Consider the following 12,163-nt stretch of genomic DNA (forward strand, 5'->3'; position numbering starts at 1 on the left):
ATTAACCCGTTGTAGCATCCTTTATTACAATTAAATTTGCCGTCTGCAAGTTAAGGAATCAGCGATCTGGTAAGAGACGGCTCATACCAGCAAGTTTTATGAATATAATAACAGCAATCAAAACATCCAGGCCATGCAAACGGCCAACTGCCGGATGAAAATAGCTTAATATTGCCGAAAACACATTGAATGTTATATAAGATACTTACTGTTGCCGGACTGGCCACTTTTGAAATTTATGCAGCTATTCCTGCAGGCTTTGCATTTGGGCTAACGCCGTGGACGATTTTTTTTGCCAGCCTTGCAGGCGGTATCGTGGGTGTATTTGTTGCGGCATTTTTAGGGGGCGCCATTGAAAAATTAATCACTCGTTTCAGAAAGCCCAAAGCAGCAGCAGCAAAGGAGGCGAAGCCCAACCTGGCGCATAAACTCTGGCAAAAATATGGCATTATAGGCCTGGGCTTCTTGGGCACTTTTACCGTTGGCGCACCGGTAAGCATCGCGGTAGGGGTAGGCTTTAATGTTAACATGCACCGGCTGGCTACCTGGTGCTGCATTGGTGTACTCGCCCGCTACGCAGTTTTTACACTGCTGGGATATTACGGAACCAAATTGTTTTAGAACACGACACCCTGGTTGCATTAAGATGTGGAGAAAGCTGCACACATTTTATATCGTCCTTGATCTTTCGCATAATAAGGGCTGAGTGAAGTTATGGAAAACTACAAGTGTGCTCACTTTTAGTTATTAATTCATTTTACAACAACACTGTGCGGCTACCATAATTACCCCGCTGTCACCCGCATGCCTTCCAAACCACCTATCTTTGCACCTTGAAGAACTGTTTAAAAAATATTGGTATACTCGGGGTGTTAGCACTGTATTGCTTCGTTGTAAGCGTGTACAGTGGTATTGCCATTGGCAATGCCGATGCTTTTTTTAAATCCGTTTCCGCTGAACAGCCGGGCTATAAAAAGGCTGTTGCTGCCGCGTCATTTTTTCATACTACCCAATCTGATATCTCAGGTGCATTTGTCAATGCCTGCAAAACTGCACCATTTAAAAATACCCACGACGAAATCCTCTCTGGATTAAAAGCAGCTGAACAACTATTTTCACAACGTTTTTTGCAATACAATTTGTATTCAAAAAACTGCCTGATAAGGTTACAGAAAACGGCGCTCATTTTTCCTTTCCACTATTTCTGGTAGCTTTTTTTATTTTTTCTTTCAATTAAGTACATTTTTTTCATCGTACTCCCCCACCCGGTTACATGCCGGGAGGGAGTACTTTATTAATTAAAAAAAAAATAAAAATGGATATAGGAACATCTGTTACCGCAATACTTATTGTAATTGCCTGCATTATACCTTTTGTAATAATGAATAAAATAAATGCCCGCCGGGAACGGCAATTTTTGCAACCGCTTTTTAACCTGGCGGAACATCACCAATCCAGGCTTTCGCAATATGATACCTGGAGCCACTCAGCCATAGGCATTGATCATACAAACGGCATTGTTTTCTTTTTCAAAAAGATAAATAACATCGAAACATCCCGTGAGATAAGACTTTCAGCAATCAAAAAATGCCGGGTGATTCATGTTTCAAAAACTGTAAACGACGGGCAGGAAAATTTTAAAGGCATTGCCAGGCTTACACTCGCATTTGAACATTTGGACAACACCAAAGCAGATGAGTTGCTGGAATTTTACAATGCAGATTCAGATGGCGAGTCGTTAACCGGAGAGTTGCAATTGGTAGAAAAGTGGCGGCACCTTATTGATAATAAAATGAACCCGAAATAGAACAAAGCAAATAAACATAGGTGCCGCAAACAGTGTGGCGCTTATATTTTTAACTGTTAAAATAAGCAGTATGACTCCCATCACCCAAATAATTGCCCAAACAGTTTTGCGGCAAAGCAAAAAGAAACAGCAGGAAAGCGAAAACTTCTCCAGTTACCGCCTTGCTAAAAAGCACCGTGAATTCTTAATTACAATTAAAGGGTACTTTAAAGATTTTCTGCTGATAACTGCGGGCATATTTTCAGCCTCCTTTGGCTTTAAAGGCTTTTTGCTTACCAATCATTTTATTGACGGTGGTGCAACAGGTATCTCGTTACTAATTTCAGCCTTGACACAAATTCCGTTGTACATCTTAATTATTTGTGTGAACATTCCGTTTATTCTGCTGGCCTATAATGTGGTGGGGAAACAGTTTGCAGTAAAAACGGCGCTGTCCATTGCCGGCCTGGCCATCTGCCTGGCCACCGTGCATTTTCCTAACATCACCAACGACAATTTACTGGTAGCTGTATTCGGCGGTTTCTTTTTGGGCGCCGGCATTGGCCTTGCAGTTCGAGGAGGTGCTGTTATTGATGGTACAGAAGTACTGGCCATTTTTTTAAGCCGAAAATTTGGCACCACCATTGGCGACATCATTATTGTAATCAATGTGTTTATATTTTCGGTAGCAGCTTATTTTTTGTCAATTGAAGTAGCACTTTATTCCATGATCACTTATTTGTCAGCTTCCAAAACGCTTGACTTTATTGTTGAGGGTATTGATGAATACATGGGCGTTACAATCATATCCTCCCACAGCAATGAAATACGGCAAATGATTATTGATGTAATGGGCCGTGGCGTTACTGTGTACAGCGGCAAACGTGGCTATGGTAAAACTGGGGAAACAACAGAAGTGGATATTATTTATACTGTAATTACACGGCTGGAGTTGAACAAACTAAATACTGAGATTCAAAAAATCGAACCCTCTGCTTTTGTGGTAATCAATACTGTAAAAGATACAAAGGGTGGCATGATTAAGAAACGGCCTTTGCAGCACTGATCAATAAGAATGAAAATAAAATGCCCCGGGATAGTGTATCATTCCGGAGCATTTTGTTTATATCATTGATACTAGTGTTTGTCATTTGGCAATCATACCTTTCGGTATATTTTCAAATCTCTTTTATAACAGATCCTTTTTTGCTGAAGGTGTACGACTAAAAGAAAGAATAACAATGAAAAAATTACTTGTCAACGAACAATATCAAATCAAAAAACAAGCGGGCAAAGGTGGCTGGAACTATGTTGTCATTACGGCAATTCCGGCGGATAAAAGAAATCACCTGGGTCTGATAAGGGTAAGCGGTTTTATCGACACTTATGAGCTGAAACAGTTTAATTTACTCCCCATGAAGGACGGCAATATGATGTTGCCATTAAAGACAGTTGTACGCAAACAAATTGCTAAAAAAGACGGTGACCAGGTGCATGTAAAATTATACACTGATGACTCGCCTGTTGTTATTCCGGACGAAATACTGCTTTGTTTGCTGGACTCGCCAAAAGCCCACCAGTTCTTTCTATCGCTAACCTCCAGCAATCAAAAATATTATATCGACTGGATTGAAGATGCCAAAAGACTGGAAACAAAGGCAGAAAGAATTATTAAAACAATCGGCCGTTTGGAAAAAGGGCTGAAATTTTATGATTGGTTGAGGAAGGAATTATAATTCAACTTTGTTTTATTTTACTGCAGCAATTGCAGCCGCATAGTCAGGCTCCTGGCCTATTTCAGGCACTTGTTGCTCGTACACAATTTTACCTTCCGGATTCACAACCACCACTGCACGGCTCAACAAGCCTCTCATAGGACCATCAGCTATTTGTACACCATACATGTTGCCAAAATCAGTTCTGAAATCAGATAACATTACTACGTGATCTATGCCTTCGGCACCACAAAATTGCTTTTGTGCAAAGGGCAAATCTTTAGAAATACATAGCACTACAGCATTATTCAGCCCCGCAGCATCTTCGTTAAATTTTCTAACAGACTTGGAACACACGCCGGTATTAACACTCGGAAAAATATTCATGATAATGAATTTTCCTTTATAGTCAGCCAGGGCTTTTTCTTTAAGATCAACACCGGTTAATGTAAAGTCTTTAACGGGAGTACCTACAGCGGGCAATTTTCCAACTGTGTGAATCACTTTGCCACCCAGGGTAATAGCTGTACCGCTTTGTTGTGCAAAACAACTGAAAGAAAGGTATGTACCAAGGAGTAGAATAATGAAGGCTTTCGCAAAAAATGCGGCGTTATTGTTTCTGGTCATAAAGAGTGAATTATGTATGTTGTATTCAAATATACCCCATAAACATGTATCGCGGAATTGTCGTTTACTTACAAACTAATTTATTGTATAATTAATCCAACGTTCACTGTGTACCTATAAGTTTTTGGTGATATAACATACGGGAAGGCGGTAAAGGTTACTATATCAGTTTTGCAACGTCGCTTTTAAATTGCCAAGGTATTCGTGAATCACATAATTCATTAACCCGATACGTTCAAAAGAAGGTAACCATTTTATATCCTCCTGAACCGGTCCTTCATTTATTTTATAATTTGTTGGAGCAGCAATGGGATTAAATCCCTGTGCAGCAAATAGTTTTATTGCCCTCGGCATATGGATTGCGTCGGTGACAATAATTACATGAGATTTTTTACTGTAATGGGCAGACAACTCACTTGCTTCTTCCTGGGTAGTGCTGGGTAAATTAAGTGTTTCCAGCTGACTGGAATCCACACCTAATACGATGGCTGCCCGTTTGGTAACCTGTGCCTGCGTTTCCAGGCCAAGTGAAGAATACCCCGAGCAAATAATGGTGCTGTTCTTTATCATCCTGTGCACACGGATAGCCTCAGCCAACCGGCCTAAAGCACACCATCCAATTTGCGCATTCGGGGGCAAACGCTTGTCCAATACATATCCACTTCCCAGCACGTGAATCAATACCCTTTCTGAATCATTGAAATTGGTTGCTGCCGGGTAAGGCAGGTATTTGCTTTCTAACTTACCGGCCAGGTAATTGGGTAAATAGGCTGTAGAACAAATTAAAAATATCAAAATAGCGCCGCTGATAAAAATGATCGCTGTTCTTCTTCTTTTGTACCTGTTAAAAATAAACGCAAGCGCCAGCAAAAGTATAAGCAAATTGAGAACAGTAAACTGACCCTTAAGGGCATATAAAAAATTCGACATCAGAATAAAAAATGAAAGCGAAGGTATTGATTATCTACTGTTTTTATTTTATCAATTTGAACTTTGATACTGTCACCATGCGCCGGAAAAACATAGGTTATAAACATGCAGATCTTTTTCGCAAATGATTTCTTGTAAAATACCAATTAGCCTCATTTCTTCGTTATGTAAAATAAACACCGATAGGCAGGGATGAATAATAGCACGGAGACATATTAAAAAACAATTGTACCTTTATCATTTTCAACAAACAGTGAAAACCAGGAAAGCCACTTGTTTTGGCGATACACGACAAAGCAACTTCTTTCTTTAGTCATGAAAAAAATTACGGTTAAATTTTTTCCTACCCGATGTATAGCAATACTTCTATTGCTGTCGTTTACTATTTCGTTATCTATTACCACTAAGGCACAGCATCGCGATTATGGAATTGCCTATTCAGGTAATTTAAAAGGAGGCATCAGCATTTTTGGAAATACCTTACTTCATTTGGTTAAAGCCGATGGCACGGTTAACATTGATGCCATGAACGGTAACAGTGCAGATGGAAACAGTTCATACGATAACGGTGCATTTGGAACCGCAGATATGCAGTTTGTTGATATTGACGGCAACTCAGGCAATGGTGCAGGCACTAGAAATTCTTCTTCTGCCGATTTGATTTTACCTGCCGGAACTAACAATATTAAATTTGCCCGCTTATATTGGGGCGGCAGGGTTGTAAAGTCCGATTTTGATATGACCCTTACCCAAAATCAAACCATCAAAATAAGAAAAGGTGCATCAGGTGCTTACCAGGAGTTTGCTGCGGCTCAACTGGATAGAGATATTTCCAATCCGGGGCAGGCTGGTGAGTTTTGCTTTTACCAGGCATTTACGGATATCACCGCCCTGGTACAACAGAATGGAAACGGTACTTATGCGGTGGGCAATGCTGCGCTTTCAAACGGCCTCGGCGGAGATTTTGGAAACTACGGTGCCTGGAGTATTGTGGTGGTGTACGAAAATGCTTCGGTGCCATATAACAGTGTAAGGGTTTATGATGGTTTTCAGCAAATTTATGAACACAGCGCTTCCACGGTAACCCATATTACACTAACCGGTTTGAATGTGCCGGGTGGAGCACTTGCTTCCAAAGATGCTAAACTGGGTATCATTACCTGGGAAGGCGACGCAAAATACACCGGAGATGTGTTCAGCATCAATGGAAATAATTTTAGCAATGCCATTAACCCGGTAAATAATGTTTGGAATGGTACCATCTCTGATGACGGTAAACATGTTACTACTAAAAATCCCAATTATACAGATCAGATGGGCATTGACATTGACCAGTTTTATGTTGGTACCGGCTATGGCATTTTACCCAATGCTACCAGTGTAAACCTTGACCTGGGCACCACCGAAGACCAATATTTTTGTGGCGTAATAACCATGGTGATTAAAATGAAGGACCCTTCCCTCAAGGTGGTGAAGACAGTAGCTGATGCCAATAAAAATGGCACTGCCGAACCCGGTGAAGTATTGACTTATCAGTTAAAAGGCGCCAATATTGGTTATGGAAAAGCGACTGGAGTTCTGGTTACAGATACATTGCCGGCCGGCATAACCTTCCAGCGCAATTCGTTGATTGTAATGTATGGCCCGGGCGAAGTGCCGGGATTAAAAACAGACAGGTCGGATGATGATGTAGCAGAATATAACGCTTCAACCAACTCAGTTACATTCAGAATGGGGTTTAATGCCAGTGCAACTGACGGAGGTTACCTGGATCATGGCGATTCATTCCTTGTAGCATTTAATGTAATTGTAAATGTGCCTGACAACAAGCTGGAGGCACCAATTACCAATGTTGCCCGGGTAGTTGCCGAATCTGAAAGTGGAGACCGTTTTGTGGATGAAGGCTCCGCTGTGATCTACCTGCATTTTCCGCCTGTGCCAGAAGATAAAAACATTCATATACCAAATGCCTTTACACCCAACGACGACAATTTAAATGACCGTTGGCAAATCCCCTGGCTCATCTATTATCCGCTTGCCGAAATATCCATATTCAACCGGTATGGACAACTGGTATTTTTTGACAAGGGCAATACCAAACAATGGGATGGAAAAACGAATGGCAAAAAACAACCCATCGGCGCCTATGTGTACAGGATAGATTTTAAAAATGGTGCTAAAATAAAAGGCGGAACCGTTTTGCTCCTGCGCTAAATTACCTGGCACATGCCTGCTACTGTTTCTGAAAAGTTAGCCCCCGGGACAAGGAGGCGCAACCCAAGTCGAATATCAATACCCGCTGAAGCCCCGGTTACTAACGCCGTGGTTGTGCATTGACTGCCGGGAGCCGTTGCAAGCTGACAACAATAGCACAGCAATTACCAGCATTGACAGCCATTTGTAATAGTTCTTTTTCATAGGATTATTTTAGGTTTGGGTTATGCGGATGTTGAGTAAACAGGTAATAATTAAACGGTTTTTAAAGGCCCTTTATTGTAACAACCGGGAATGCTTTTTACGATATGGTAACATAATTAAAGTTGATCTTCCTTTCCTCCCCGCCAATGCCATACGTTTTAATTAACCGAAGTATTTTTCACGGTTTCTTCCAGCAGTTTTTTCCGGGACAGGCTCGTCTTGATTCACTGTTTTATTAATCAGCAGTTGCAGGTTATTAATAAAATTGAAGGTAAAAATGCTGCCAGGTTCAGGATCCGAAACAAAAATAACGAACAGTTAAGGCAGGCAGAACTGACAGAACAAAAATAACCGAATAGGTATTTTCGGTTGCAGCTGCCGGTAACCGCCCTTTGCATACTGCTGCTTTTTTGTTCCCTCTTTTTATGAGCCGTATCAAAATTAAGACTGCCATCATCAGGCAGACGGGCATTACTTCGCGTTAGACTTCCTTACACTGCTTGTACATGCCCTGGCTGTTTTTTTTCCTGCCTGTTTTCCTGCAGCGTGACGGTGCTCTTGCGGTAGCAATTAAGTCAAAAACTACCTTTAAACCCCTCCTGTTGCTCAAACAACCAGGTCTTTGCTGCAGTTGAAAAGAACAGTATGTATCCAGCTAAAGTAAGTTGTGTGTTGCCTGAAACACTGCTCCTTTAGCCTATTTATGAATCAGCTTTTATTTTCAAAGGCTTACGTACAATAACTGCCGATCCCCTGGCAAGAAAAACAGAACGGGGCTCTACACCATCAATAAACTGCACAAATGTTTTTCCGTATAGCTTGGCTATATCGGCCTGCAGCAAATAACTTGTCACCGGATATACCTGCCAGCGGGGATGCTCCACAGCATATTCAATAGTGGTATTTTTATTAAGCTGGTTATACCCATAATAGTGCTCCAAAATAAATTCGGCTTCACTGCCTGGTTCAATTTCCTGTAAATCTGTTCCCGCTTCTACCGTAATAAAATTCCACTGCTGGTTTCTTTTCTTCCAGTGATAGTTTACAAACAGTTGATTCTTCTCTTTCTTTATGCTGTGAAACATTTTAGCAGTACTGTAGTGTTCATTATACAAAATATTAGCGCAGGCTGCAATAGCCCTTTTTGGTACAATTTCAGAAATAAACACAGTTCCTCTTTTCCAGTTTTTGCCATCAGAATACCGCACATAAAAGCGAAGATTTACTTCTTCAAAATTGGTATGCCAGGGCCATGAAATACCCAGCACTTTAGTATCGTTGAATAAAAAACCTACAACACTTACCAGTGCCTTGCCATGGTATAAATCAAGGGTTGTGTAGGGTGGCAAGTATGGTTGCAGTACAGATGCATCTACTTCATAATTCAGCATAGCCAGGTATTCCCAGGCTGCAGATAAAAATATTTTCTTTTGCATACTTATTTATTTTCCAGCAGCCATCAAAGTGAGTATAAAGTAATCTCCGCAGATGAATTACAACATGTGCCATTTTGTACTTTTCTAAAAGTTACTGAACAAACTTCAAAAAAAACATTTCAAGCCTGGACTACATACTACCTGTAATTACCCGTTATAAGAAGCAGGTTGGTGTTGTTACGGCTCGCTTTTTTTCAATCATTGACCATGTAGCTTTCGTCGGTGCAGACTTCTTCAGTGTGATAAACACATACAAAGTCAAAAAGTTGAAACGATGGCAAAATGCCAAAGATATTTCAGCAACCCAGTTGTTTATTTTGGCAAAATTTTATAAGGTATACATCCGTTAATTTAGTTGAACAAATGCAACGTCTGCTAATTTTTTATCTGCAAATATTTTTTTGCGCACTCAGCCTTTTGGCTCCCATAATTCAACCTTGTTACCTTCTGCATCAAGGATGTGTACAAATTTACCGTAATCGTAAGTTTCAATCGTATCGACAATGATAACACCATTCTTTGTTAATTCTTCAACAAGTGCCTCCAGGTTTTCAACCCTGTAGTTTATCATAAAATCTTTTGTTGAAGGTTCAAAGTATTTGGTTGTTTCGGCAAAAGGCGTCCATTGGGTTTGCGCCTTCTTTGTACTATCTGCACCTTCATACCATTCAAAACTTGCCCCATATGGGTTGGTGTTTAAACCAAGATGCTGCTGGTACCACGCCGTCATTTTTTTGGGATCTTTGCATTTAAAAAAAATACCACCAATGCCAGTTACTTTCTTCATTTTGATTGTTTGTTTATTTTGTTTGGAAATGACAGACTTGAATGCAAAACCAGAAAGAAAGGCTGCGGCAAAAACTAACATAGTAAATAGTATCTTTCTCATTTGCTTAATTTTTGTAGTTTGTTGTATCGTTCAGTAGTTTACTTTAAACGGGTAAATTTATGCAATACTGTCCTAAATAAGTATGGTCAATCTTGCAGTAACCTGCACGGAAAAATGTGTCAATAAACCTGTGCCAGTTGATGGCTTTTCACCTTGTTGTCATCCATTCGACGGCACACCAGCGATGATCGATTCTCAAAACGGGCCATTGAAAATGTTGCTTTTGGATTGCTTAATCAGGTATTGCGGCACCAATGTTTATTGATGATCTGTACCATTGCAAAAGCAACTAAACAAAACCATAATTAGGCAAAAAGTACAATGGCTGTTGCAACACAGATTTACAACCAGTTAAAATTGCAATGGTCATTATAAACAATGCTTTCAAAATAGCATCTAAGCAACATAACTTTCTGTACAATGGATAAAATAACTCACTAAAAAAGCAAATAAATATCAGATCAAACCAAGTTTTTTGTTGATTTTTACCACCGCTAACTGTTAATCAAACAACAAATTATTGCTTATGCCATTTACCCGTTTCAGTTTTTGCCTTACTACCCTGGCATGTTTTGCAGCGGGCATGTGCTTGCTTCATGATGCACAAGCCCAAAACAAGCTTACACTTTCAAACCTGGGCGATTTTAAAAATGCAGGTGCCAACTGGCATATTGCCGGTACTGTAAAAGCAGATCTTACTCAGAAAAATACCCTGAATTATTCAACCGGAGTGGGCGTATTGGTGAACCTGCCAACAGATGCCGCACGGGAAGATTTGTTTACGAATTTGCAGCACGGCGACCTGGATATAGAACTGGACTATTTGATGGCAAAGGGCTCCAATTCCGGCATTTATTTGCAGGGCAGGTATGAAGTGCAGCTGCTGGACAGCTGGGGAGTGTTGAAGCCCCATTCTGGCGACAACGGTGGGATTTATGAAAGGTGGGATGATGCCAAGCCCGAAGAAAAAAAAGGGTATGACGGGCATGCACCAAGGCAAAATGTTAGCCGGGCGCCGGGCTTGTGGCAACACCTGACAATCAGCTTCCAGGCACCGAAGTTTGAAGGTGGCGTAAAAATCACCAATGCAAAAATGATTGGTGTAACACTGAACGGCGTATTAATACAAGAGAATGTGGAATTAAGTGGACCTACCCGTGGCGCTGTCGCAAATGATGAAGTAGCGGAGGCTGCTTTGCGCTTACAGGGCGATCATGGACCTGTAGCTTTCAGGAATATAGTGCTCAGTAATTACAATAAAGGAAGGCCTTCATTAACAGGCATTCATTACGCCGTGTATAAAGGCAAATATGTGGTGGAGCCCAACTACAACACCCTTAAACCAATGATGCAAAAAGCCGCTCCCATTATCAGCTCTGCTATCAGTGGATTACCCGATAATGAATATATCCTGCGGTACACGGGTATGCTGCATGTACAGGAGCCGGGTGAATATAATTTTAGCATCAATACTTTTGGCGGAGGGGGCACATTAAAAATTAACAATGCTACAGTGATTCCATTTAGCAACTGGCGTGGCAAGGGTACAGCAAATTTAGCAGCAGGTGATATCCCTTTTGAACTGAGCTATTCAAAATATATCGATTGGGCAAAACCTGCGGTTGGCGTCAGTATAAAGGGGCCCGGTGTAAGGGAGTTTCTTATTTCAGATGCCAACATTTCAACTGGTGACGATGCTGATCCGGTCCTGGTGGATGCACCCGATAATATTATTTTGCGCAGCTTTATGGATTTGCCGGAAGGTGGCCGGGTGGTGCATGCCGTAAATGTTGGCAGCCCCGAAAAAATTCACTACACCTATGACATGGACAATGGAATGATGGTGCAGTTATGGCGGGGAAATTTTTTAGATGCAACGCCCATGTGGCATGAAAGAGGCGACGGATCTTCCAGGCCAACAGGCGCCATTCAATATTTTGGTAAACCTGGATTGAGTATAGCAAAACTAACCGATGCGAATGCCCGTTGGGCAACGGATACAAGTAACTCCGGATACCGGGCTAAAGGCTATGAACTGGATGAAAAAGGCCGGCCGACATTTAAATACCTGTTGTACGGAACTTCCGTAAGCGATGCCACCACAGTTACTGAAAATGGCCAGGGTATTCACCGGCAAATCAGTCTGCAGGATGCAACGGACAATGTTTACATGCGGTTAGCCAGGGCAAATTCCATTGAAGACATGGGCAACGGATGGTATCTTATAAATGACCAGTCTTATTATTTAAAATTGGACGATGTTGCTACTGCAAAACCGTTGATCCGCGGGCAGGATGGGTCAAAGGAACTCATTGTTCCGGTTCATAAAAGCATCGGCTATTCAATTCTTTTTTAATCTCTA

The 12,163-nt window shown here is 41.2% G+C and carries 12 protein-coding genes; 7 read left to right on the top strand and 5 right to left on the bottom strand.

The features are described from left to right. Positions 1-189 precede the first annotated feature (189 nt). From QWZ08_RS10110 to QWZ08_RS10130, 5 genes are all read left to right on the top strand, one after another. Complete coding sequence (locus tag QWZ08_RS10110) at positions 190-621, top strand: small multi-drug export protein (protein WP_290337284.1); 432 nt, start codon at positions 190-192, stop codon at positions 619-621. 212 nt (positions 622-833) lie between these two features. Next, positions 834-1,211, top strand: coding sequence for a hypothetical protein (locus QWZ08_RS10115; protein WP_290337285.1), 378 nt, complete (start codon positions 834-836; stop codon positions 1,209-1,211). A gap of 104 nt (positions 1,212-1,315) precedes the next feature. Beyond that, a complete protein-coding gene (locus QWZ08_RS10120) occupies positions 1,316-1,807 on the top strand; it encodes a hypothetical protein (protein ID WP_290337286.1) in 492 nt (163 codons plus the stop codon). A 70-nt stretch (positions 1,808-1,877) separates the two neighbouring features. Then, positions 1,878-2,852 carry a YitT family protein gene (locus tag QWZ08_RS10125; protein WP_290337287.1) on the top strand — a complete coding sequence of 325 codons (975 nt, stop codon included), beginning with the start codon at positions 1,878-1,880 and terminating at the stop codon, positions 2,850-2,852. 175 nt (positions 2,853-3,027) lie between these two features. Beyond that, entirely contained in the window at positions 3,028-3,522 is a 495-nt protein-coding gene (locus QWZ08_RS10130; protein ID WP_290337288.1) for a YdeI/OmpD-associated family protein, read from the top strand. A 12-nt stretch (positions 3,523-3,534) separates the two neighbouring features. On the opposite strand, the gene tpx is transcribed toward QWZ08_RS10130, so the two are convergent. Together tpx and QWZ08_RS10140 are read right to left on the bottom strand one after the other, a co-directional pair. Beyond that, the gene (gene tpx / locus QWZ08_RS10135) at positions 3,535-4,128 is read right to left on the bottom strand and encodes a thiol peroxidase (RefSeq protein ID WP_290337289.1); all 594 of its coding nucleotides are present in this window, start codon (positions 4,126-4,128) and stop codon (positions 3,535-3,537) included. A gap of 165 nt (positions 4,129-4,293) precedes the next feature. Continuing rightward, positions 4,294-5,058 carry a YdcF family protein gene (locus QWZ08_RS10140; RefSeq protein WP_290337290.1) on the bottom strand — a complete coding sequence of 255 codons (765 nt, stop codon included), beginning with the start codon at positions 5,056-5,058 and terminating at the stop codon, positions 4,294-4,296. Positions 5,059-5,373: 315 nt separating this feature from the next. Between QWZ08_RS10140 and QWZ08_RS10145 the strand changes: the two genes are divergently transcribed. Then, positions 5,374-7,272, top strand: a complete 1,899-nt coding sequence (locus QWZ08_RS10145) for a T9SS type B sorting domain-containing protein (RefSeq protein WP_290337291.1) — start codon at positions 5,374-5,376, stop codon at positions 7,270-7,272. A 75-nt stretch (positions 7,273-7,347) separates the two neighbouring features. Here the strand turns inward: QWZ08_RS10145 and QWZ08_RS10150 are convergent, their stop codons facing one another. The 3 genes from QWZ08_RS10150 to QWZ08_RS10160 all read right to left on the bottom strand — a co-directional run bounded on the left by QWZ08_RS10150 (position 7,348) and on the right by QWZ08_RS10160 (position 9,801). Then, a complete protein-coding gene (locus QWZ08_RS10150) occupies positions 7,348-7,476 on the bottom strand; it encodes a hypothetical protein (protein ID WP_290337292.1) in 129 nt (42 codons plus the stop codon). A 701-nt stretch (positions 7,477-8,177) separates the two neighbouring features. Next, positions 8,178-8,912: a YqjF family protein gene (locus QWZ08_RS10155; RefSeq protein WP_290337293.1), complete on the bottom strand. Its 735-nt coding sequence runs from the start codon at positions 8,910-8,912 to the stop codon at positions 8,178-8,180. 409 nt (positions 8,913-9,321) lie between these two features. Continuing rightward, entirely contained in the window at positions 9,322-9,801 is a 480-nt protein-coding gene (locus QWZ08_RS10160) for a VOC family protein (protein ID WP_290337294.1), read from the bottom strand. A 526-nt stretch (positions 9,802-10,327) separates the two neighbouring features. Between QWZ08_RS10160 and QWZ08_RS10165 the strand changes: the two genes are divergently transcribed. Continuing rightward, positions 10,328-12,157, top strand: coding sequence for a 3-keto-alpha-glucoside-1,2-lyase-like domain-containing protein (locus QWZ08_RS10165; protein ID WP_290337295.1), 1,830 nt, complete (start codon positions 10,328-10,330; stop codon positions 12,155-12,157). Positions 12,158-12,163 lie beyond the last annotated feature (6 nt).

The sequence above is a fragment of the Ferruginibacter paludis genome (assembly GCF_030409685.1).
GTDB classification, from domain to species: domain Bacteria; phylum Bacteroidota; class Bacteroidia; order Chitinophagales; family Chitinophagaceae; genus Ferruginibacter; species Ferruginibacter paludis.

Excerpts from the sequence above, each read along its gene's own strand:
- QWZ08_RS10125 (WP_290337287.1), top strand. The coding sequence starts at position 1,878 with ATGACTCCCATCACCCAAATAATTGCCCAAACAGTTTTGCGGCAAAGC.
- QWZ08_RS10165 (WP_290337295.1), top strand. The coding sequence starts at position 10,328 with ATGCCATTTACCCGTTTCAGTTTTTGCCTTACTACCCTGGCATGTTTT.
- tpx (WP_290337289.1), bottom strand. The coding sequence starts at position 4,128 with ATGACCAGAAACAATAACGCCGCATTTTTTGCGAAAGCCTTCATTATT.
- QWZ08_RS10155 (WP_290337293.1), bottom strand. The coding sequence starts at position 8,912 with ATGCAAAAGAAAATATTTTTATCTGCAGCCTGGGAATACCTGGCTATG.
- QWZ08_RS10145 (WP_290337291.1), top strand. The coding sequence starts at position 5,374 with ATGAAAAAAATTACGGTTAAATTTTTTCCTACCCGATGTATAGCAATA.
- QWZ08_RS10150 (WP_290337292.1), bottom strand. The coding sequence starts at position 7,476 with ATGAAAAAGAACTATTACAAATGGCTGTCAATGCTGGTAATTGCTGTG.
- QWZ08_RS10120 (WP_290337286.1), top strand. The coding sequence starts at position 1,316 with ATGGATATAGGAACATCTGTTACCGCAATACTTATTGTAATTGCCTGC.
- QWZ08_RS10140 (WP_290337290.1), bottom strand. The coding sequence starts at position 5,058 with ATGTCGAATTTTTTATATGCCCTTAAGGGTCAGTTTACTGTTCTCAAT.
- QWZ08_RS10160 (WP_290337294.1), bottom strand. The coding sequence starts at position 9,801 with ATGAGAAAGATACTATTTACTATGTTAGTTTTTGCCGCAGCCTTTCTT.
- QWZ08_RS10110 (WP_290337284.1), top strand. The coding sequence starts at position 190 with ATGTTATATAAGATACTTACTGTTGCCGGACTGGCCACTTTTGAAATT.
- QWZ08_RS10130 (WP_290337288.1), top strand. The coding sequence starts at position 3,028 with ATGAAAAAATTACTTGTCAACGAACAATATCAAATCAAAAAACAAGCG.